Origin of the sequence: Paenibacillus sp. FSL W7-1287, assembly GCF_038004245.1 — a bacterium.
Lineage (GTDB): Bacteria > Bacillota > Bacilli > Paenibacillales > Paenibacillaceae > Pristimantibacillus > Pristimantibacillus camelliae.
Genome location: NZ_JBBORD010000001.1, coordinates 1376786 through 1399761 on the forward strand (window position 1 = coordinate 1376786; position 22976 = coordinate 1399761).

General features: G+C 45.7%; 18 protein-coding genes and 1 tRNA gene. 16 read left to right on the forward strand and 3 right to left on the reverse strand.

Annotated features, from left to right (window positions below):
• The first annotated feature begins 23 nt into the window (after positions 1-23).
• The 6 genes from NSQ99_RS06245 to NSQ99_RS06270 all read left to right on the forward strand — a co-directional run bounded on the left by NSQ99_RS06245 (position 24) and on the right by NSQ99_RS06270 (position 8134).
• Positions 24-866 (forward strand): carbohydrate ABC transporter permease, encoded by an 843-nt coding sequence (locus NSQ99_RS06245; protein WP_340835775.1) that lies wholly within the window; start codon positions 24-26, stop codon positions 864-866.
• A complete protein-coding gene (locus tag NSQ99_RS06250; protein ID WP_251667992.1) occupies positions 866-1702 on the forward strand; it encodes a carbohydrate ABC transporter permease in 837 nt (278 codons plus the stop codon). Before NSQ99_RS06245 ends, NSQ99_RS06250 begins: the two co-directional genes overlap by 1 nt.
• Positions 1703-1795: 93 nt before the next feature.
• Positions 1796-2833: a LacI family DNA-binding transcriptional regulator gene (locus NSQ99_RS06255; RefSeq protein ID WP_340835777.1), complete on the forward strand. Its 1038-nt coding sequence runs from the start codon at positions 1796-1798 to the stop codon at positions 2831-2833.
• 689 nt (positions 2834-3522) lie between these two features.
• Positions 3523-4848 (forward strand): group II intron reverse transcriptase/maturase, encoded by a 1326-nt coding sequence (gene ltrA, locus NSQ99_RS06260; protein ID WP_251670020.1) that lies wholly within the window; start codon positions 3523-3525, stop codon positions 4846-4848.
• Positions 4849-5044: 196 nt separating this feature from the next.
• Positions 5045-7129 carry a methyl-accepting chemotaxis protein gene (locus tag NSQ99_RS06265; RefSeq protein ID WP_340835778.1) on the forward strand — a complete coding sequence of 695 codons (2085 nt, stop codon included), beginning with the start codon at positions 5045-5047 and terminating at the stop codon, positions 7127-7129.
• Positions 7130-7471: 342 nt separating this feature from the next.
• Positions 7472-8134, forward strand: coding sequence for a hypothetical protein (locus tag NSQ99_RS06270; RefSeq protein ID WP_251667999.1), 663 nt, complete (start codon positions 7472-7474; stop codon positions 8132-8134).
• Positions 8135-8264: 130 nt separating this feature from the next.
• Here NSQ99_RS06270 and NSQ99_RS06275 read toward each other — a convergent pair.
• The 3 genes from NSQ99_RS06275 to NSQ99_RS06285 form a co-directional block, all read right to left on the reverse strand.
• A tRNA-Asp gene (locus tag NSQ99_RS06275) sits at positions 8265-8341 on the reverse strand.
• 94 nt (positions 8342-8435) lie between these two features.
• Positions 8436-9437 carry an electron transfer flavoprotein subunit alpha/FixB family protein gene (locus NSQ99_RS06280; protein ID WP_251668000.1) on the reverse strand — a complete coding sequence of 334 codons (1002 nt, stop codon included), beginning with the start codon at positions 9435-9437 and terminating at the stop codon, positions 8436-8438.
• A gap of 1 nt (position 9438) precedes the next feature.
• On the reverse strand, positions 9439-10266 hold the full coding sequence (locus tag NSQ99_RS06285; protein WP_251668002.1) for an electron transfer flavoprotein subunit beta/FixA family protein: 828 nt from the start codon (positions 10264-10266) through the stop codon (positions 9439-9441).
• 200 nt (positions 10267-10466) lie between these two features.
• On the opposite strand from NSQ99_RS06285, the gene NSQ99_RS06290 reads away from it, so the two are divergent.
• The 10 genes from NSQ99_RS06290 to NSQ99_RS06335 all read left to right on the forward strand — a co-directional run bounded on the left by NSQ99_RS06290 (position 10467) and on the right by NSQ99_RS06335 (position 22957).
• On the forward strand, positions 10467-12824 hold the full coding sequence (locus NSQ99_RS06290) for a (Fe-S)-binding protein (protein WP_340835780.1): 2358 nt from the start codon (positions 10467-10469) through the stop codon (positions 12822-12824).
• Positions 12825-12831: 7 nt separating this feature from the next.
• Positions 12832-15270, forward strand: a complete 2439-nt coding sequence (locus NSQ99_RS06295) for a 3-hydroxyacyl-CoA dehydrogenase/enoyl-CoA hydratase family protein (RefSeq protein WP_340835781.1) — start codon at positions 12832-12834, stop codon at positions 15268-15270.
• A 19-nt stretch (positions 15271-15289) separates the two neighbouring features.
• Positions 15290-16498: an acetyl-CoA C-acyltransferase gene (locus NSQ99_RS06300; protein ID WP_340835782.1), complete on the forward strand. Its 1209-nt coding sequence runs from the start codon at positions 15290-15292 to the stop codon at positions 16496-16498.
• A 28-nt stretch (positions 16499-16526) separates the two neighbouring features.
• Positions 16527-18311 (forward strand): acyl-CoA dehydrogenase family protein, encoded by a 1785-nt coding sequence (locus NSQ99_RS06305; RefSeq protein WP_340835783.1) that lies wholly within the window; start codon positions 16527-16529, stop codon positions 18309-18311.
• A gap of 15 nt (positions 18312-18326) precedes the next feature.
• Positions 18327-20102, forward strand: a complete 1776-nt coding sequence (locus tag NSQ99_RS06310; RefSeq protein WP_340835784.1) for a long-chain-fatty-acid--CoA ligase — start codon at positions 18327-18329, stop codon at positions 20100-20102.
• Complete coding sequence (locus NSQ99_RS06315) at positions 20095-20490, forward strand: PaaI family thioesterase (protein WP_340835785.1); 396 nt, start codon at positions 20095-20097, stop codon at positions 20488-20490. Before NSQ99_RS06310 ends, NSQ99_RS06315 begins: the two co-directional genes overlap by 8 nt.
• 36 nt (positions 20491-20526) lie before the next feature.
• Entirely contained in the window at positions 20527-20667 is a 141-nt protein-coding gene (locus NSQ99_RS06320; RefSeq protein WP_340835786.1) for a hypothetical protein, read from the forward strand.
• A gap of 253 nt (positions 20668-20920) precedes the next feature.
• Positions 20921-21109 carry a hypothetical protein gene (locus tag NSQ99_RS06325; RefSeq protein ID WP_251668016.1) on the forward strand — a complete coding sequence of 63 codons (189 nt, stop codon included), beginning with the start codon at positions 20921-20923 and terminating at the stop codon, positions 21107-21109.
• 119 nt (positions 21110-21228) lie between these two features.
• Positions 21229-22017 (forward strand): type I methionyl aminopeptidase, encoded by a 789-nt coding sequence (gene map / locus NSQ99_RS06330; RefSeq protein ID WP_340835787.1) that lies wholly within the window; start codon positions 21229-21231, stop codon positions 22015-22017.
• 76 nt (positions 22018-22093) lie between these two features.
• Positions 22094-22957 carry a sulfurtransferase gene (locus NSQ99_RS06335; protein WP_340835788.1) on the forward strand — a complete coding sequence of 288 codons (864 nt, stop codon included), beginning with the start codon at positions 22094-22096 and terminating at the stop codon, positions 22955-22957.
• Positions 22958-22976: the final 19 nt, after the last annotated feature.

The window sequence follows — 22976 nt, forward strand, 5'->3', positions numbered from 1 at the left end:
ATAACAGAACAGGAGACAAAGCTATGCAGAAGATGATTAAAAAATATTTTGCCCTCTTTGCATTGCCGACATTAATTGCATTTACAGTAGCTTTCGTCGTGCCATTTGTTCTAGGCATATATTTATCCTTTACTGAATTTACAACAGTAACCGATGCAAGATGGGTAGGTCTAGACAACTATGTGAAGGCGTTCAAGGATCCAGATTTCTTGAAAGCATTATGGTTTACAGCGAAATTTACCGTTGTTTCTGTCGTGTCAATTAACGTGCTTGCATTTTTACTAGCGTTATTATTAACGAAGAAAGTATTAGGGACGAATGTGTTCCGTACAATCTTTTTTATGCCTAACCTAATTGGTGGTATCGTACTAGGTTATATCTGGCAGTTGATTATTAACGGGATTCTTTATCAATTCGATGTTACCCTTACTTCCGATCCGAAGTATGGATTCTGGGGACTAGTTGTACTCATGAACTGGCAGCTGATCGGTTACATGATGATTATTTATATTGCAGGGATTCAAAACGTGCCGAAGGAGCAGCTTGAAGCAGCAAAAATTGATGGAGCGACGAATGGAACGATTCTTCGTAAAATTATTTTGCCGCTTGTTATGCCATCGATTACGATTTGCTTGTTCTTAACGATATCTAATTCCTTTAAGCTATTTGACCAGAACCTTGCATTAACTGCAGGTGCCCCTTCAAAACAAACGACAATGCTTGCTCTAGATATATTTAACACATTCTACAGCAAGGCTGGATTTGAAGGTGTAGGTCAAGCAAAAGCGGTCATGTTCTTTATTATGGTAGCACTAATTGTTGTTATTCAGCTTGGCATTACAAGAAGAAGGGAGATTGAAAACTAATGGTGGATGATACACAAAAAAATAGACCGTTTCTATTTTTAGTCCTTTTAGTATTGGCAGTTGCCTTTCTATCTCCAATATTAATTGTTTTAATGAACTCCTTTAAAGGTAAGTTTTTTATTAACGATGCGCCGTTCAAGCTCCCAACAGGTGATATTTACGTTGGTCTAGAAAACTATACAAGCGGTATTCAAAAAATAGGGTTCTTCTCTGCCTTTGGGATGTCCTTGTTTATTACAGTGCTGTCAGTAGCAGCGATTGTATTTTTCACATCGATGACAGGCTGGTTTTTAACTCGAGTAAAAACAAAATGGTCGAGTGCGCTATTTTTCATGTTTGTGTTCTCGATGGTCGTACCGTTCCAAATGGTTATGTTTACGATGACAAAAACAGCAAACGTCCTTGGATTAGATAATCCAGTCGGCATTCTGCTTATATATCTCGGCTTTGGTTCAGGTTTATCTGTATTCTTGTTCAGTGGCTTCGTGAAGTCGATTCCGCTTGAGATTGAGGAAGCGGTTATGATTGATGGCGGTGGACCAATCGAGATGTTCTTTAGAGTTATTTTACCGATTCTAAAGCCTATCGCTATAACGGTAGCTATTCTTAATGTAATGTGGGTGTGGAATGACTATCTACTGCCATATCTCGTTATTGGTACAGAATATCAAACCATTCCAATTGCTGTACAATATTTGAAGGGTGGATATGGCTCAATTGATATGGGGGCTATGATGGCGATGCTCGTGCTTGCGATTATCCCGATCATCATATTCTACCTCATTTGCCAAAAGTACATTATCGAAGGTGTTGTAGCAGGCGCAGTAAAAGGATAAGGCTTACCTATTGGCGAATAAAGTAGTAAGTGTTATGTTATACACTAAGTTGTGTAGCAAAGCATCGAAAAAAGCGTAGAAGGAAGAGTGCATATGGCTTCTCTTACTATTATTGATATTGCCAAAATTTGTGGAGTAGGCGTTACGACTGTATCGCGTGCCATTAATAATCATCCTGACATCAGCGAAGAGACGAAGGCAATGATTATGAAGGTTGTAAAGGAAAACAATTACGTTCCGAACAATAACGCGAGAAATCTAAAACGAACAGCCTCTAAAACGATTGCAGTATTAATTAAAGGGATGAACAACCCTTTCTTTATACGAATGATTGATTTGTTCGAGAAGGGTATTCAACAGAAAAAGTATTCATTCATTTTACATCGTGTCTATGAGCATCAAGATGAGATTGATGTAGCGAATGAGCTAATCAAAGAAAAAAAGCTAAAAGGAATTATCTTTCTTGGCGGATACTTGTCTCACTCTAAGGAAAAGCTCGAACAGCTCACGGTACCTTATGTATTATGCACAGTAGGGCTATCCTCTGAGTTCGACAACTACAATTATTCCTATGTTTCTATAGACGATTATGCTGAAAGCTATAAGATGGTCGATTATTTATGTAAGCAAGGACATCGTCGTATTGCAATTATCTCGGCTTCCATGCGTGATCGTAGTATAGGTCAGCTCCGTTATTTGGGTTATAAGCAGGCACTAGAAGATCATGGTATTCCTTTGGATGAGCAGCTAATTCGTCCAATGAAATCACAGCTTGAAAGCTATTCGATGGAAAATGGCTATGCTGTAACGAAGGAAATGCTTGATGAAGGTATTGATTTTTCAGCAATTTATGCAATTTCTGATTCCATGGCGATTGGCGCTAGCAAAGCACTGCTTGAAGCAGGAATAAGTATACCTGAGCAATGTGCTGTAGCTGGCTTCGATGGTCTGGACATGGCATATTATTACCATCCCTCCATTACAACGATTGAACAACCTATTGCCGAAATGGCTGAAGAAGCAATAAAAATTATTTTTGATCTCATTCATAAAAAGGTTACTCATGTTCAAAAAAAATTCCCAGCGGAGCTTAAAGAGCGAGCCTCAACCGCAACAATTAAAAATAAGTAAGCTAGGGCTGTCCCCTAAGTCATCATTCAATGACTTAGGGGACAGGCTTTTGTGCGCTTGGCAGCGCAATCGACTAACGAGTGAAAGTCTCCAGCACACCGCAGGTGGCGGAAGTGCATAGCTGACGCATAGTGCGTAGTTCGCGAGAATGCGTGCGGAGGATGCGAAGGCAAAACCCGGAATAGGCGGTTTAACCATGTTGGCTGACGGAGTCGGATAACTCTGCAAAAGAAGAGGAAGTCCTGTACCACCATAGACTCCGTAAGTTAAGAGGACTGGATTCGGGGGAAAGTCGGTTGACGTGACCCAAGGAGATCTCATCATTTCCATATCAAGTGGTAACCATTGCTCGAGATCGTGAGGATCAAGGCAATGTTAAGAGTGGTGAGAAGTCAGACGTAGGGATAGTAGTTACAAAGTTTGCCGGAAAGACCGCAAAGGCAAATGAATTGGCGCGATGTCGTCAATACAAGCTTCGACTCAAAAGGCGAAGACTTGTGTGAAGCCCGAAACCGTGGAAGAAGAGAGATGGAGAGAAGCCATGTGCCAGACAGAAGCCGGGGAGCTAGGATGTGCGTAGATCCGGGGAATGAACATAAGGAGAAGCCGTCTGGGGCGAGTACTATTTTGGAAATGAAGATTGCCGTAAGGCTACAAATCATGGAACGAAATCGGGAAGGAAAACGAACATGGAAGAACAAGGAACAACCAATCACTCTCGTGAAGGAGTAAATCAAAAGGAACGCAAATGGTACAGCCTCATCGACAAGATATGGGCGAAGCCAAACCTAGAGGAAGCCTTTAAAGAGGTCAAGCGAAACCGAGGTTCAGCAGGGATTGATCGAATGACCATCCAGGCATTCGAATCGCAGTTGGAACACCATCTAGAAGTGGTTCAGCAGACACTAAAGAACAAGACGTATCACCCAAAACCCGTACGTCGTGTCTACATCCCCAAAGCAGACGGAACGTCAAGGCCGCTGGGCATTCCTACCGTGGGAGACCGAGTGGTTCAAGCCGCAACGAGGCGCATATTGGAACCGATTTATGAATCAAAGTTTATGGATTGTAGCTATGGGTTTCGACCGGGAAGAAGTGCACACATGGCATTGAAGAAGATCCGTCAAGATCTAAACGATGGATATCGATATGTGATTGATGCAGACTTGAAGTCTTATTTCGACACCATTCCGCATGAGAAGCTCATCCGCATGGTGAAAGAAACCGTAGTCGATGGAAGTGTGTTAACTTTGTTGGAGAAATTCCTGAAGGCAGGTATCCTAGACGGTGGAAGCTTTCACCTAAATGAGCAGGGCACACCACAAGGGGGAGTCATCAGCCCTCTGCTAGCCAATATCTATCTACATCCGTTAGATCTGGCGATGACGGAACGCGGGCATCGACTGACACGCTATGCAGATGACTTTGTGATTTGTTGTCGTACGCAAAAAGGAGCAGAGCGGATTCTAAAATCGGTAACGAAGCTGCTAGAGAGAGAAATGGGACTTATCATTCATCCAGAAAAGACGAAAATCGTCAATAGCAAGAGGGAATCTTTCGAGTTTCTTGGGCATGAATTCAAACCAGGGAAATGGATGGTACCGTCAGATAAAGCGATGACAAAATTCAAGAAACGTGTGAAGGAAATCACAAGACGAAACCAAACGGTGGATGTGCAGCAATTGGTGAAGAAAAAATTGAATCCCTATCTCCGTGGGTGGGGCAACTATTTTGGAATGGCAGATGTACAGATGAGATTTCGGGATCTGGACAAATGGATAAGAAGAAGGCTTCGTTCTGTCCAGTTGCGAAGCTGGAGAAAGGTGCGGAAACTTCACCGAGAGATGCGTAGAAGAGGATGGAAAAGCCGTGACCTACCTGGGCTACGTATGACAGCATGGCGCAGTTCTCATTCCACTTATGCTCAATATGCGATGCCAAATCAATGGTTTGAAGAAATCGGTCTTTGCAGTCTATCTATGATTTACAAAGAACTTCATCCCCAGAGGGGATAGTCACTGGAGGAGCCGGATGCGATGACCCGCATGTCCGGATCTGTGAGAGGCCTATGCGCATGCGCATAGGCCTACTCGATTTTGTTGTTTCTAGCAATATTTTTGTTATATCGTCAATTTCCTAATATTAAAAAAACAATTTGACGATATAGTTAGAGGTAATTATTTTAGATATAAATAAAAGGAGTGGCATCAAGTGAAACTAAAGCTATCATTTAAGCTCATTGCCACATTAATTAGCATTTTTCTCATCACAAATGTTATATTAATGACCATTATGATGATGCAAATGGAAAAGGCAGGTTATGAGAAGGCCAGTTTGGAATCAGTCGAAGCTAGTAAAGGCTACACAGCATCATTTCAAAGCTTTATAGATCAACAAGCAGGTTCATTGACCACATTATCCAGTACAATTACTGAGCTGCAAAATATGGGAGATGTAGCACGTGAGGATATCATTGCTCTCGTTGAAAATTATATGCAAGGAAACGAATCTGTTTTCTACGTCAATATAGCGTTTGAGCCGAATGCCTATGATAACAAGGACGATGAATATCAATATATACAATTGTATCAGAATGAAAAGAACCCTGGACGATTTGCAATCAGCATTATCCAGTCTGGGAAAGGTTCAATCCGTTCGCCGCTGAGCAATTTGGATGAAGGTGATATGGCTCAGTTCTACATACAAACCATGGAGCGTGGCGAGTTAACTAGACTTGACCCTGTTAACTATGGAACAAGCAGCAGCCCGTTACTTTATACTTCTATTAATGCGCCAGTCTATAATAAGAACAATGAGATCATTGGTGTCATTGGCTATATGATATCGCTTAGTGCATTACAGGAAAGTGCGATGGAATATACAACAGATAATAGCAGTGTCGCTTTGCTTTCACAGAATGGCTATTACGCTGCGAATGGTAGTAATCCAGAGCTACTGGGACAAAGAGTAGATACCGCTCAATTAGGCGATAATTTAGAAAAATTATTAAATGGCGAAACGATCGAAATTGAAAACAAAGACACCCTTCAACACTTTATTTCATTGCCGTTTATTAGTGAAGAGGATACATGGTATGTTGAAATTGTTACATCTAGAGATTATGTGCTAAGTGATGTATTTCAATCACGAACAATATCGATGATTGTTTCTGGAATTACGGTTATCGTATTTATAGTAAGCAGCATATTACTCGTGCGCTTCTTAGTACTTAAACCACTAAATAAGCTGAACGGTAGTCTACAGCAAATGGCAAATGGTGATTTGACGCAACGTCTTGATATACGCTCTAAGGACGAATTTGGCGAGATGGCCAATAATTTTAATCATATGGGCAGCCAATTGAGCGACATGTTCCGTCATGTCACTGACCTTAGTCTTAATGTCAGTGCAACGTCACAGCAAATGTCCGCTAGCTCACAGCAGACGGCAAAAGCTTCTGAAAACATTGCACAAGCAATCGAGCACGTAGCATCTGGCGCAGAAGCGCAACATAATCAGTCGTTGACAACGTCAGCTGAGATGAAGGAAATGGCTACTGGAATTGAACGTATTGCAGAGTCCTCCCAGGTGGCAGCACAATCATCACAAATTGCTGAGGAGAATACGGTCGTTGGGCAACAGAAAATGCAGCAAACGGTGGATCAAATGATCGAACTGCAGCAATCTGTCGAGAATTCCAATGAGGCGGTTACTGCGCTTACTGCAAAATCTAATGAGATCAAGCAAATTACAGATCTAATTGCAAAGGTTAGTCAGCAGACCAATCTATTAGCACTTAATGCGGCCATCGAGGCATCGCGTGTCGGTGAGCATGGTAAAGGCTTTGCCGTAGTCGCTTCTGAAATTCGTAATCTTGCTGATCAAACAAAGCAAGCGAACGAAGGAATTGCAGCGTTAATTGAAGAGGTGTATAACGACACACTAACAGCTTCTGCAGCAATGGAAAATGGTACGAAGCAAATGGCGCTAGGTATTGCTTCTGTGCATGAGGCAGGTCAAATATTCTCTGTCATCAATGCAGAGGTGCAGCGTGTGAATGAGCAAATCTCTGAAGTGTCCGCAGCAGCGGAGGAGCTGCATGCTGGCTCGATTGATGTAGCTGCAACCGTTGAGCAGTTTGCAGGTAATGCTAATGGCACGATGAATGTGGCAGCTGAGGTTGCTGCAGCATCAGAGGAACAGCTCGCTTCTATGCAGGAAGTAGCAACCTCCTCCGAATCACTGTCGGTAATGGTTCAAGAGCTGATGGAGCGCATCGCTCGCTTTAAAATCTAACAAGCACATACCTTATCATCAGGGACCAATAAAAAAGAAGCACTGCTAATGGCGCTTGCTATAGCTAGAGCGAGAGGCTCTGAAAGTCAATTAAGACGACTTTCAGAGTCTCTCTTTTTTAGTTATTGGCTATTAGGTTGAAGTATATATTAAGCGTTATAATGGGGCTTTATCCAATTTTTGCAACATTAATTAGTTTGAACTCGTTATATAGACGGCAAGGAATTTGAGCACACCTTTATCCAATAGTTAAATATATTTTTAAATTGGGTCTATTTGCTATGGCGGATACAATCAGCAAACTTCAGCATCCTATGTATGCTAGAAAAAAGGGGGCTTGGAATGAAACATAAAAAATCATTATGTGTTATTTTTCTATTGATTATTACTTTATTAGCGGCGTGTACTTCTGATACATCAATGGGTCAATCGGAGAAAAAACAGATGGTGGAACATGTGAAGACAGTTGAAGAGAATGAATATGATCTCATCTACTTTAACAAATCATATGAACAATATCATAATGATATAAACGAAATTGTAAGTGAGGATTACATGGCATCAATCGGCGAAGAGACCGTATTCGGTTATGATAATGCAACTTACACTCGAGATGATATGGTGAATATGCCGCAAGAGGAGTACGACAAACACAAAGAACATATGCTTAATATTATTCGTGGATTGGGTATGGATAAGCTTATTACAACAATTCGTATATCGGATGTATATGAAGGAAATCAGTCCAATCAAGTTAACATATACACATTTGAAAATAAAGAGTTGAATGATCAACCGTTCACCGCAATAGCTAAGAAGTATTCGTTGGAGAAGCGTAGTGGAACATGGCTTATTACCGAAGTGGAGTACGATAAATATACTTATGGAAGCGAGCAGACAGCAGAGGAAAAAGAAAAAGGAATTAAGGAACTTCTTTATCAAACACATGATGGTAAGGTAGTTGAGTACCCGACAGTAATCGTGCTGTCTGGAGTAGGAAAATAACGAAGTCAATCGACCTGAACTGGAGCTATAATTGTTAGATATCTAACAATTATAGCTCCAGTTTGTTATGGTTATCAGTTATTTAAAACAAAAAAAAAAAGAGCCCTCTTGGACTCTTAACGTTTTTAGATGGCGGAGCTGACGAGATTCGAACTCGCGGTCTCCTGCGTGACAGGCAGGCATGTTAGGCCTCTACACCACAGCTCCGTATTTCTTATCTTTGAAAGACAAGAAATAATATACCATGAATGAATAGATAATAGCAAGACATTTTCTAGTAATCTATTATTTTTTTATTAATCTATTGATGAAGTGCCTTCAGCTCTGCCGTTAAAAGCGGTACAACCTCGAACAAATCACCGACAATACCATAATCAGCAATCGAGAAGATTGGTGCATCTGGATCTTTATTAATGGCAACGATGGTACGTGACTGGCTCATGCCTGCCAAGTGCTGGATTGCTCCACTTATGCCGCAAGCGATGTAAAGCTGCGGAGTAACGACCTTACCCGTTTGCCCGATCTGTAAACTGTAATCGCAATACCCTGCATCACAAGCAGCACGTGAGGCACCTACAGCCCCCCCGAGCTCATCTGCAAGAGCTTGCAGCAGCTTGAAGCCGTCACTGCCCCTCACACCGCGACCACCTGCCACAACGATCTCTGCCTCTGTAAGATCAATGCTGCTGCTCATTCGCTGCACCACATTTTTGACGATGGAAGGCAGCGGAGTAGCCGCTTCCTCAGTAATAAATATTGGCTCGACATTTGCTTGCTCTACGTCATCAGCTACAGATGCAGGAGCAAAGTTGTTAGGGCGAATCGTTAATAGATGTGGTGATGTCCCATGAAACGTACGAGTTTCAAATGCCTTACCAGCATAGATCGGTCGAGTAAATTGCAGCTGACCCTCAAACTCCTCCATCGAAATAATATCAGCAATATAACCAGCTTTCAGCTCGGCTGCAAGACGTGGTGCAAGCTCGCGTCCATAGGCGGTATGTCCCGCAATAATATACTGCGGCTTCAGCTCCTTAATGATAGATAATATCGGTGGTAAAGAGGTAAGAGCCTGAATGGGCTGATGTGCTTCCCCAGACGCTACATAAACGTGATGAGCTCCGTGTCTTGCCAGCTCCTTGGAGGCTAGCTCCAGATCAGCCTTATTACTGCCTGCTAAGAAGCAAGCGATATCACCTGATCGTTCATGAAGTAAAGCGGCTGCGACTCCAAGAGCTTCTAGTGTTACGCGTCGCAGTGTACTGCCCTTTAATTCAGCGATGATGAGAATGGATGTGCCCATATTAGTTACCTCCTCGTTGAATAATATTAGCTTCAATCAAGGAATGCAGCAGCTGCTTCGTCTGCTGCGAGCCATCGCCAGATAACCGCTTGCCGGCACTGCGCGGCGAAGGAGGGAACAAAGCGGTTCGTACCGTAAGGCTTGAGCTTAAGTCGTCCTGATTAACCTCAGCTAACAGCTCTGATGGATAGCGTTCAATAATGGCTTTCTTTTTCGCCTTCATAATACCAGGAAGTGATGGATAGCGCGGGTCATTAAGCCCTTGCTGAGCGGTGACGACGGCAGGTAGAGGGATAACGACTGTCTCCACATCTCCTTCGACATCACGGTCAACGAGGGCCAGTGTACCGCTCCATGGTGCGTCCTCGATAAGAAGCTCTTCTGCGGTTCCCAAGCGAAGCTTAACTGCAGCTGAGGCATGAGGGAGCTGCAGCAGCTGAGCAACCTGAAGTGCAACGCTTCCGCTTCCAGAATCAACAGCAAACAGACCAGCTAGAATCAGATCTGGTTTCAGCGGTTTAATGACCTCAGCAAGCAGCGCTGCAATACGGTAGCTATGATCCCCATGCTCAGCATCACAGATCATAATGGCCTGATCAATGCCAAGGGCAAGCCCCGTACGCAGAGCAACGCTGCTGCGTTCTGGACCAACCGTAATGGCAATCACTTCTGCACCATTTTGCTCCTTGATGCGAAGTGCTTCCTCTAACGCATATTCATCATAAGGATTGATGACAAATTTGGCGCCATGCTCCTCAATCATGCCATTCGTAATTTCCACCTTCTCTTCCGTATCAAACGTTTGCTTCATAAGTACGATGATTTTCATACTAGAGCAGCTCCCTTCAATAAATGTACATTCAAAGAGCTCGGCCTTCACTGCCGAGACATCTATAGCAAGACGTACGATGGGCTAGTGCTACCATATGACAGCATGATTTAAATTAGACCGCTTTTCCTTACGCATGATCGCTCATATAAGCTCATATAAATGAAGCAGAGCTCGCACGATGAGTGGAAAGGAGGAGCATGATGGACGGAATAGCTTACATTAAGCTGATACTTGCTCTCATTGTAACTAGTGCTTCGGTCTGGATGTTTATCGAGGTGATAAGACGCAGGCTTGCCTACTTGTCCTTTGGAGTGCCAGTCAGCTGGTCAAGGATGAAGCGACCTCGGCTGGCTCGGGTAAGTAAAGAGGTGCTGCTGCACAAGCGTTTGTTAAATGACGTGAAAAGCGGTGTACTGCATCTCTTTTATTTTTATGGCTTTATTATGCTGCAGCTTGGTGCCATTGACATTATGCTTCAAGGCTTATTGGAAGTACCGCTAATTCCTTGGCCATCACTTTATGCTGTTTTTATTTGGTCACAGGAATGGATCGTTGTTCTAGTGCTGCTTGCAGTTCTGCTCGGCGCATTTCGCAGATATGGCGAAAGGCTGAAGCGGTTAAAGCGAGGAGCTAAGCCTTCAATCGTTTACTGGTTTATCGGATCACTGATGTTGAGCGTCCTGCTTACCTTGAGCTTTGAGCGCCTGCTACACGAGCAGCAGCTTGCTGAGCGATATTCACCATTCAGCTCCTTGCTTGCAAATGGTTTGGAAGCTGCAGGTGTGGTAGTGGGAAGCACAGCTGCGACTGTTGGCTATGAGGTGTGCTGGTGGCTGCATCTAGTTATTTTGCTTAGCTTCCTTATCTACGTTCCACAATCGAAGCATTTTCATCTTATCGTTGCACCGATCAATCTTTGGCTTCGGCGTGACGAGCCAACCGGTAAACTCGCAACACTTGATCTCGAGGATGAGCAAGCGGAAAGCTTTGGAGTTGGGCATATTCATCAGTTCAATCAGAAGCAGCTGCTCGACCTGTATGCATGTGTAGAATGCGGTCGCTGTACCGAGGTTTGCCCAGCTGCCGCAACCGGAAAGTTATTGTCGCCCATGCATATGATTGTTAAGCTGCGTGATCATCTCACGGAACAAGGAGCTGCTCTCACCTCCAAATCTCCATGGCTGCCTAAAGGAATATGGGAGCATCCACCTCACGGTATCGGTGATTATCGCGTTGGAGCGCATGTAATGAAGACGGAAGACGTAAGGGTAGAGAACATGACGGATCTTCGAACGAGAGATGGAGCAGCTGGAGTGGATAGCGGTATAGCAACAGGAGGTGGAAACGCTTCCGATCACCAAAGTCCATATTGCACAGATATATCCTTAACGATGAAGAAGCAGGCTGCTGGATGGACATGGAACGCTCAGCAACCGATTGGCGACCTGCAGCTAATCGGTGATGTGATGACAGAGGAGGAGCTATGGTCCTGTACAACGTGTCGCAATTGTGAAGAGCAATGTCCCGTTGGCAATGAGCATGTCGATAAGATTGTAGACATGAGAAGACATCTTGTCCTTATGGAAGGCAGCCTGCCAAGTGATGCGCAGCGAGCACTTCAGAACATTGAAAGGCAGAGCAACCCATGGGGGATTAGCCGAAGCCAACGCGCAGATTGGATTGCGGACTGCTATGAGCGAACAGGTATAAAGGTCAAAACGATGAAGGAATGCGAAGCTGATCAGCAAGCTCCTGAGCTGTTGCTGTGGGCCGGCTCCATGGCCTCGTTCGATAACCGCAGTCGTAAGCTGCTGTATGATCTGATACGGTTGCTCGATCATGCAGAGATATCGTTCGCAGTGCTGGGGTTAGAGGAGAAGAGCTCTGGCGATACCGCGCGTCGAATAGGCAATGAGATGCTGTTCCAAGAGCTGGCTCAGCAAAATATTGAGACAATCACACACTACGGTGTAAAGCGTATCGTTACACCTTGTCCGCATACGTACCACACGTTCAAGAAGGAATATGCAGACCTAGGAATGCCTCAGCATATCGAGGTACTGCATCATGCCGAGCTGCTTGATCAGCTTATAGCAGAAAAGAGGCTTATTCCGCAGTTCCCGGTTTCCGAGCAAATTACTCTCCATGATTCCTGCTATCTTGGGCGATATAACGATATTTACGATGCACCACGAAGAATACTTTCCAGCATTCCTGGCGTTCAGCTTGTTGAGATGAAGCGAAGTAGAGATAACGCGATGTGCTGCGGTGCTGGTGGAGGCATGATGTGGATGGAGGAGCATAGCGGCACAAGAGTCAACTATGCTCGTACGCAGCAAGCACTGGATACTAACGCATCAGTTATTAGTACGGCTTGCCCGTATTGTCTAACGATGATGGAGGATGGGGTGAAGGCGCTTCTCGAGCATGAGAACATACTTACGCGTGATTTTGCGGAGCTGCTTGCAACGAGCGTACTAGGAGATGGAACGATGCCAAGTGGTGTTCATACAATTAAATCTGAGGAAAGGGGTGCCAATCGTGAAGGGGAGTAACGTAAAAATGAGCGAAATACGCAAGGTTGCGGTGATTGGATCAGGCATTATGGGCTCAGGTATTGCTGCACATTTGGCTAATGGCGGCTTTGAGGTGTGGCTCTATGACATTGTACCTTCTACCTTAACAGAGCAAGAGCAAGCGCAAGGCTTAACATTAAAAAGCGCTGAAGTACGTAATCGCTTGCCACTGTCTGCCATCGCTCAGCTAGTCAAGCAAAAGCCAGCACCATTGTACGACGTTAGCTTCAGCGCACGCATTCATGCGGCGAATATGGAGGACGATGGTGAGCTGCTTCATGAGATGGATTGGATTGTGGAAGCGGTTGTTGAGCGACTTGATATTAAACAGCAAGTATTTAGCTGGATCGATCAACATCGCCGTCAGGGATCCCTTGTTAGTACGAACACATCTGGTTTATCTGCCGCGGTTATGATTCAGCATAGCTCGAAGGAGATGAGGCAGCATTTTGCAGTTACACATTTCTTCAATCCGCCTCGCTATATGGCTTTAGTAGAGCTTGTTGCAACCGAAGAAACGCTGCCTGAAGTCATCGAGGTATTAACGCGGCTATGCCAGCAGCGACTTGGTAAAGGAGTCGTGCAGGCGAAGGATACGCCGAATTTTATAGCAAATCGAATTGGTACCTATGGCATGCTCGTTACATTAAAGGAAACACTTCAGCATGGATTAACAATCGACGAAGCAGATGCACTGACTGGTCCGGTTATGGGGAGACCTAAAACAGCGACCTATCGCATGCTAGACCTTGTCGGTCTCGATACGCTGCTGCATGTCGTTGATAATGTTCATTCACGCAGTGAGGATGAGGCAGAAAGAGCTGCTTTCACTAGACCAGCTCTTCTGGAGCAGCTAGTGAAGCAGGGTGCATTGGGTCAGAAGAGTGGTGCGGGCTTTTATCGTAAGCTCAAAGGCAGCGATGGCAGCAGCTATATTGAATCGCTTCAGTTTGACACGATGACCTATGCGCCAAGCACGAAGCCGACGTCACCAGTGATTGAGGCAGCAAAGCAAGCGAAGGGTGCTAAAGGCAAGGTCGAGGCGTTAATCGGTGCAGTACCTGAGCATCCTCACGCGCAATTTGCATGGAAGACGATTAAGGCAACACTGCTGTATGCTGCAGAGCGAGTCGGCGAGATCGCGGAGCATATCGCAGATATTGATAAGGCGATGCGCTTAGGCTTTAATTGGGAGCTTGGTCCATTCGAGCTATGGGATTCGCTTGGACTCGCAGCAGTAGCGGAACGTATGAAGGCCGAAGGCGATCAGTTGCCTGCTTGGGTAGAAGCATGGATTGCAGATGGGAACGAGTCGTTCTATAAGCGTGAACGCGGCAATACCTTCTATGTTCATCAGCAGCGCTACGTACTGCAGGAGCAAGAGGAAGGAGTTATTGAGCTTGCAAGGATTAAGGAAGAGAAGGGGACGGTATGGAGCAATCGGGAAGCAAGCTTAATAGATCTAGGGGATGAGGTGCTCGCCCTAGAATTCCATTCCAAAAGCAATGCGATTGGCTCTGATATTCTGTCAGCGATTCGATATGCCTGTCATGAGACGACGCGCAATTGGCGCGGTCTAGTTATCGCGAACGAGGGCAAGAACTTTTGCGTTGGTGCGAACCTCATGCTGCTGCTAATGGAGGCGATGAACGAGGAATGGGATGAGGTCGAGGATATCATTATGCTGTTCCAGCAAAGCATGCTGCAGCTCAAGCGTTTGTCTAGGCCAGTTGTTGCAGCGCCTCATCGCATGACGCTTGGTGGAGGAGTAGAAGCGTGCTTGCCAGCAGATATCATTGTCGCTTCACCTGAAACCTATTTCGGTTTAGTAGAGACTGGAGTCGGCTTAATACCGGCAGGGGGCGGAAGCAAGGAAGCGGCAATACTAGCGATGCAGCGAGCAGCGTATGGAGCAGGACCGAGTGGTCGTGTAGAGCGCAAGCTGTTGGCTGGTGACCTGCAGCCGCATTTGAACAGTTTGTTTGAAAGCATCGCGCTGGCAAAAACGTCAACAAGCGGATTCGAGATTGCAAGGCTCGGCTATGCGAGACCACAGGATCGTGTGCTGCTGCGTGGTGAATCGAGAATTTATGAAGCTAAGCAGGCGGTGCTAAGACTAGATGCAGCAGGCTATGTACCACCAGAAGAGGAGCTCGTTGCTGTAGCGGGCCGTGAGGGAAAGGCTGTTATGAAGCTGGCGATTCAGAATATGAAGCTTGGCGGATATATTAGTGAGCATGACGAGAAGATCGCAACGAAGCTGGCGCATGTATTAAGCGGAGGCGATGTGCCATCGGGAGCTCTTGTTAGTGAACAATATTTGTTGCAGCTCGAATGCGAAGCATTTTTAAGCTTATGCGGGGAACCGAAAACACAGCAGCGGATGAGCCATATGCTTCGATACGGTAAACCTCTGCGAAATTAATATGAAGGGAGGGGATAGGATGAGTAATTACTTCGATGCTGGGGAGCGCGATGCCGTTATCGTTGCTGCCGTTAGGACAGCTGTCGGCAAGGCCAATAAAGGAAGCTTAGCTGAGGTTAGAGCTGAGGATCTGGGCAAGGCAGTGATTCAGGGTTTACTGGCGAAGGTGCCTAGCCTTCAGCCTGATGAGATCGAGGATGTCATTATCGGCTGCGCAATGCCTGAAGGTGAGCAGGGCTTGAATATGGCCCGTACGATCGCATTATATGCAGGGCTGCCTCAAGACGTACCAGCAGTGACGATTAATCGCTTCTGCGCTTCCGGTCTGCAATCTATTGCATATGCCGCAGAGCGTATTCGTACAGGGGAAGCGGACGTCATCATTGCTGGTGGTGTTGAGAGCATGAGTCACGTGCCGATGTCGGGCTGGAGATTGTCGCCTCATCCAGATATCGTTGACACGATGCCAGAGGTTTATATGACGATGGGGCATACAGCCGAGGAGGTGGCTAGACGATATGACGTTACTCGTCAGGAGCAGGATGAGTTTGCGGTAGCCAGTCATCAGAAGGCGGCGTGGGCTATCGCTTCTGGTGCATTTGAAGATGAGATCGTCCCTGTCGTCGTTACGCGATCTACAGTGAATGATCAAGGGCGTTATGTAGAACGCAGCTTTGAATTCAAGCAGGATGAAGGTGTTCGGGCAACGACTTCCGTGCAAAAGCTCAGCAAGCTTAAGCCGTCCTTCGCCCTCAATGGTTCTGTTACCGCAGGCAATGCCTCACAGATGAGTGACGGTGCTGCAGCAGTGCTTGTCATGAGTCGGGCGAAGGCGGAATCACTTGGTTTGAAGCCGATGGCTGCCTTTAGACATTATGCCGTCGCAGGTGTTGCACCAAAGATTATGGGAGTTGGCCCAATCAAGGCTATTCCTAAGCTGCTTCATAAGTCGGGATTAGATGTAGATCAAATTGATTTGTTCGAGCTCAACGAAGCCTTTGCAGCACAGTGTATCCCGATTATTAAAGAGCTGCAGCTCCCGCTGGAGCGTGTCAATGTGAATGGCGGGGCGATTGCATTAGGTCACCCGCTAGGCTGCACAGGCTCAAAGCTGTCCGTTACGTTAATTCATGAGCTATCCCGTCGTGGCGGGGGCTTAGGTGTCGTATCGATGTGCATTGGTGGTGGAATGGGGGCAGCAGGGCTCATTGAGGTGTATTCAAGCTGAAGCACTACAAAATGAAGGAGTGAGTCACATGACAGTAGGACCTGCAGTTGGAGGTCGCTTCATCATTGAACCTAGCGATCCGATGTCGACGTGTATCCCTGAAGACTTTACAAGTGAGCAGCGCTTAATTGCGGAATCTGCAGAGCAATTTATTGACACCGAGCTCGTGCCAAGAGATGCAGAGATTGAGGCGCTGAACTATGAGCTGACGGTATCCTTAATGCGAACGGCAGGGCAGCAGGGCTTTTTAGCAGCAGACATACCAGAGGCTTACGGTGGGCTCGGTCTAGATAAAGTGAGCACAACGCTGCTCGCAGAAACTCTTGCGCGAACTTCCTCCTTTGCCCTGTCCGTAGGAGCACATACTGGAATTGGTACGTTGCCAATTGTATTTTTTGGTACGAAGGAGCAGAAGGAGAAGTACCTGCCAAAGCTGGCTACCGGAGAATGGATTGCTGCTTACTGCTTAACGGAGCCCTCTTCGGGCTCGGATGCGCTAAGTGCCAAAAGCACAGCGCGCTTAAGTGAGGACGGTAAGCATTATATTTTGAATGGCTCTAAGATCTTTATTACGAACGCAGGCTTTGCTGACCTCTTTATCGTGTATGCTAAGATCGATGGTGACAAGTTTACAGCCTTTATTATCGAACGCGACATGGAAGGTTTTAGTGTTGGCCCAGAGGAGCATAAGATGGGCATAAAAGGCTCCTCGACATGCCCGCTGTTCTTTGAGGATGTGCATGTACCGGTAGAGAATGTGCTCGGCGAGATAGGCAAAGGACACCTTATCGCATTTAATATATTGAATATAGGTCGCTTTAAGCTTGGCGCTGCATGCTTAGGCACATGCAAGGAGGCAATCGAGCTTGCAGCAGCGTACAGTAACGTCCGCAAGCAGTTTAATGAGCCGCTGTCCTCCTATCCGCTCATTGCAGGAAAGCTGGCCGATATGAACATGCTGACATATGTTACGGAAAGTATTGTTTATCGGACTGCAGGTTGGATGGACGATAAATTGTCCTCTTCGATTACAGACGGCAGTGATGTGGAAGCGGGTCGTCAGGCAGCTAAAGCGATCGGGGAGTATGCAATGGAATGCTCGATCGTCAAGGTTTTCGCATCCGAGGCACTTGATGCGGTTAGTGATGAGGCTGTACAGATCCATGGTGGGTACGGGTTTATTAAGGAATATAAAGTCGAGCGCATTTATCGAGATTCTCGGATTAACCGTATCTTTGAAGGGACAAACGAAATTAATCGTCTGCTTATCCCTGGAACGTTAATTAAAAAGGCAATGAAGGGTGAGCTTCCACTTCTAGAGAAGATTGAAGGTCTGCAAGCATCGCTGCTAGAACCTCAGCAGCCCCCTGTGCTTGACGCTCCTTTAGCGCTGGAGGGTTATCGCATAGAGCAAGCCAAAAAGCTATTTCTTATGCTAGGAGGCTCTGCTGTTCAGCGATATGGAACGAAGCTGGAGAAGGAGCAAGAAATATTAGAAGTGCTGGCCAATATGATGATTGTTATATATGCAATGGAGAGCGCTTATCTGAGAGCGAAAAAACGCATCGCATTAAAGCTTGATCAGGACGATAAAAGCTTAGCAGCTCTTATGACTAAGGTTTATGTACAGGAAGCAATGGAGCAGCTAGAAAGCGACGCCAGACAGACAATTGTTCGCATGGAGGCTGGAGATATGCAGCGCATGCAACTGTCTATTGTAAAGAAATTAATGAAGGCAACACTCACAGATGTTATTACATTAAAACGACAAATCGCTGCAAAGGTTATTGGAAGTGAGCACTATACCGTGTGAAGGAGATGATTGGGTATGGATACACCTAATCAACAACCGTCGGATGTGCAAGAGACAGCGAGAAGCGAGAGTGAGCAAGTTGTAGATTTTTCAGAAAAGCGTTGGTTGAGATATTATCCAGAGGAGGTCAGGCATAAGCTAGACTATCCCGAGATTAATGTCGCACAGTTTCTTATTGATGCAGTGACACAATATGCTAAAAAGCCAGCGTTAACCTTTATGGGAAAAACACTCACCTACGAGCAGCTCTACACGTCAGCAGACCTCATGGCTAGAGGGCTTGGAAGACTCGGTGTGAAGAAGGGTGATCGTGTTGCTATTATGCTGCCGAACTGTCCACAGGCTGTCATATCATACTTTGGTGTACTGCTTGCAGGAGCAATCGTGGTGCAGACGAATCCACTTTATGTGGAGCGCGAGCTTACTCATCAACTTAAGGATAGCGGTGCAGTTGCAATGATAACGCTAGATATGCTGTACCCAAGGATAGCGAGAGTCCGAGGTAAGAACCCAGAGGAAGGCCCGATACCGAAGCTGCACACTGTCGTGATTACTTCGATTAAGGATGGCCTCCCATTTCCTAAAAGTATGCTCTATCCAATTAAACAGCGCAGAGATGGCTTTAAGGCTAAGATTCCTTACGGAACAGATGGCTATGTGCAGTGGAAGTCACTTCTAAGCCGCAGTGCGCTTTCGTATGAAAGACCGACGTTAGCTGGTCATCACGATATTGCTGCACTACAGTATACGGGAGGAACAACAGGTACTCCGAAAGGGGTCATGCTGACGCATCGCAATCTTGTGAGCAACACGCTGCAAAGCAAGGAGTGGTGTGAGCGAATCCGGCTCGGAGAAGAGCGATACCTTGCAGCACTGCCGCTTTTTCACGTGTTCGGCCTCACAGTGCTAATGAATCTATCTGTTTGTACAGGGGGCTGTCTTGTTCTATTGCCTAAATTCGAGGTGGAAGAAGTGCTGCGAACGATAGATAAGCAAAAGCCAACGATCTTTCCAGGCGCACCGACGATGTATATAGCCCTTATTCAAGCCGCCTCAAAGCAAGCAAAGCCACTCGATCTTTCATCAATTGAAATCTGTATAAGCGGCTCGGCTGCGCTGCCGCTAGAGGTACAGGATCAATTTGAAAAAATGACAGGCGGCAAGCTAATCGAAGGCTACGGCTTAACGGAATCTTCACCAGTAACACATGCGAATCCTATTTGGGGATATCGTAAAATCGGTACAATCGGCATACCGTTTCCCGATACCGAAGCAGCCGTTCTTTCTTTAGAGACAGGACAGTTTTTGCCTCCGGGTGAAGTCGGAGAGCTCGTTGTGCGCGGTCCGCAGGTAATGAGCGGGTACTGGAACAACGAAGCGGCGACGGAGGCGGCATTTCACAATGGATGGCTGCGTACAGGCGATATGGCATTAATGGATCACCAAGGGTTCTTCGTAATAAAGGATCGAATAAAGGATATGATTATTGCTAGCGGCTTTAATATTTATCCTCGGGAAATCGAGGAGGTGCTGTATGAGCATCCGGCCATTGCTGAAGCTGCGGTCATTGGAGTGAAGGATAGCTATCGCGGTGAAACCGTAAAGGCATTTGTTGTGCTGAAGGACAACGTTGCTGTATCGGACCAGCAGCTCAATCAATGGTGTAGGGAGCGTTTAGCCTCATATAAGGTTCCTCATATCTATGAATTCCGTAAGCAGCTGCCCAAAACAATGGTTGGCAAGGTGCTAAAACGCCAATTAATGGAGGAAGAGGAGCGGACGAATGAGTAGCTCATTTGATGAGCTTGCAAGGCAAGCTCAGTCAACCTTCTGGGGACATGTAGGCTTCGAGCTGGAGAAAGCAGAGCAGGATAAGGTAACGATTTCACTTGCTATTGAGCAGCATCATTTAAACCTGATGGGGATTGTTCATGGCGGCGTATTTATGACGATGCTAGATAATGCGATGGGTCTTGTCTTGATGCTTGATCCATCGGTTAGAACTGTAACGGCAACGATGAATACACACTTTTTGTCTAATGTTGCTACTGGAACAATTTTTTGTAAAGCGGAACTTTTACACCGTACGAAACGTACTATAACAATGACAGCCTCTATTTATGATGAAAGCGGTAAACTGCTCGCATATGCAAGCGGTTCATATCGTTTATTATCTTAGTAGAATGCTAATCATTGTGATAGGGAGGGTTTCGGAGTGTGGCAGAGCGTAGCTGCGGCGGTTTTATTAGGATTCGGGATTATCGTTGCAGTAGTTGGAGTTGTCGTTTATTTGCGAATGTATCGAAAACAAGATAATAATGAATCGCGGTCACAAGATTCCGAATCAGAGCGTTAGCCCAATTTATACACAATGATGACGCTTCTTAGCCTCTGAATCGAACGTTGTGAAAGCTAAAATAAAATATTCTAATTTAACGGTTGTTTTATATTGATATCTGAAATGTTATAATAGTAAGAAAATTTGAAATAAATGATCTACCCTCGTAGAGCATCATTGCAGCAAAAGGAGCACAATGACAGCATTAGCTGTTTCGATAATCCAAGTTATCGATTGTGAAGACCGTCCAATGTGTAAGGGAGGAGATTTCATGGCAAAGCATAGCCAGAATGAAGTTAGGGAAAGTTTGAAGGAACTGACAAGAATTTTCCAGCCGAAGGATCCGAGGAAGTTTGTTAAGGATTATGTACGCAAGTATCGAATTACTGGCGGCTATGAGGATGAATTAACCTCTCTCGTAGAGGATGAGCTTAGCAGAATTAACTCCTCTGCGGTGTAGATCACACATTTAGAGCCTAATGAAATCTCGAATTTCATAGGCTCTTTTTCTGCTCCTATCGGTGTATTGGACAACGAAGCACGGAATACATTGAAAGTAAGAATGTAGGAGGTGTTAGAATGGAAGCGGTCTGTAGGAGCAGTGATGAGATTAAGAAGATTAGACGTGCGGGAAAAGTGGTGGCACAGTGCCACAAGGAATTACAAAAGCGTGTTAGAGCAGGAGTAAAAACGAATGATATCGAAAAGTTTATTGCTGGATTTTTCGCAAAGCATGGTGCTGTCGCTGCACAAAAAGGCTATAAGGGCTATCCATATGTGAGCTGTATTTCCGTCAACGAGGTAGCATGTCATGGCTTTCCAAGCAGCTATGAGCTACAAAATGGCGATATTGTCACTGTTGATATGGTAGCAGATGTCGGCGGCTGGAAAGCAGATTCTGCATACACCTACATGATCGGTGAAGTATCACTGGAAGCTAGAAAGCTTGTAAGAACGGCAAAAGCAGCGATGCGAGCTGGAATAAATGCAATCGAGATTGGCAGAGATCTAGCAGATATCGGCTACGCGATTGAGCGGCGAGCTGAGCTGGATGGCTACAAGGTTGTAGCAAGCTTTGCAGGTCATGGTATTGGCAGAGAAATCCATGAGCAGCCTCAAGTGCTGCATGTAAGAACAGAGACAACAGGAATAAAGCTTCAGGAAGGTATGGTCATTACGATTGAACCGATTGTTACTGCAGGCTCGACGGAGTTGTACATCGCCCATGACGGCTGGACAGCGCGTACGATCGATCATTCACTAACCGCTCAGTTCGAGCATACAGTTGCCGTAACAAAGCAAGGTCCTCAGCTGTTAACAGCATTGCATACGCCTCGGAAAACATCTCATGCAGCAAAACGAGCTTGAAGTACAAATCCCGCAACAATTAAAATATAAGGGGAGAAGCAATGGTGCTTCTCTCCCTACATAGGAGGAGATATAGATGTCTTACTTTGTTAATAATGAATGGTTGATTGAACGTCTGGAGCAGCAAAAAAACGGACAAGCCGAGCTAGTAATCGTCGATACAAGATATGATTTGGCAGATTCTGATGCAGGTGAGCTAGCCTATCGAGCTGGACATATTCCAGGAGCTCACTATGCCAGTTTAAGTCACGATCTATCGAGTGGTATGCGTCCAGATGGAGCAGGAGGTCGTCATCCGCTACCAGAGCCTTCAACTGTCGCAGCGTTTTTCGCTTCAATCGGCATTAAGGACGGGGTAACGGTTGTCACTTATGACGATCAAGGAGGTGCGATGGCATCGAGATTGCGCTGGCTGTTAGAATGGATTGGCTTTAATGGTGAGGTTGTTGTGCTTGAGAAGGGCTATAAGGGCTGGGTTGAAGCAGGCCAGCCGGTCGATACCGCTATACCTAAGCGTTACGATAACAATCGTCTGCCTGTACAGCTGAATGAAGCGATGGTGTTATCACAGGAGCAAGTGAAAGAGAAGATCGGGAAGCCTGGCGTTATTATTATTGATTCACGTGATCGAGCGCGCTATCGTGGTGAGCATGAGCCCATTGATCGTGCGGCGGGTCATATTCCAACGGCGATTAACCATTTTTGGCAGGAAGGCAAGCGAGAGGATGGAACGTGGAAGTCTCCAGAGGAGCAAGCAAAGCGGTTTGAAGGTATCGATAAGAAGTCGAACATTATTGTATACTGCGGTTCTGGCGTAACAGCAACACCCAATGTGTTCGCGCTTAAGGAAGCGGGCTTCTGCAATGTCCAGCTTTATGCAGGTTCTTGGAGTGATTGGAGCAGCAATCCGGAGAATCCTGTTGCGACAGGCGAGGAGTAAAATAGAAGAATAAGTATAG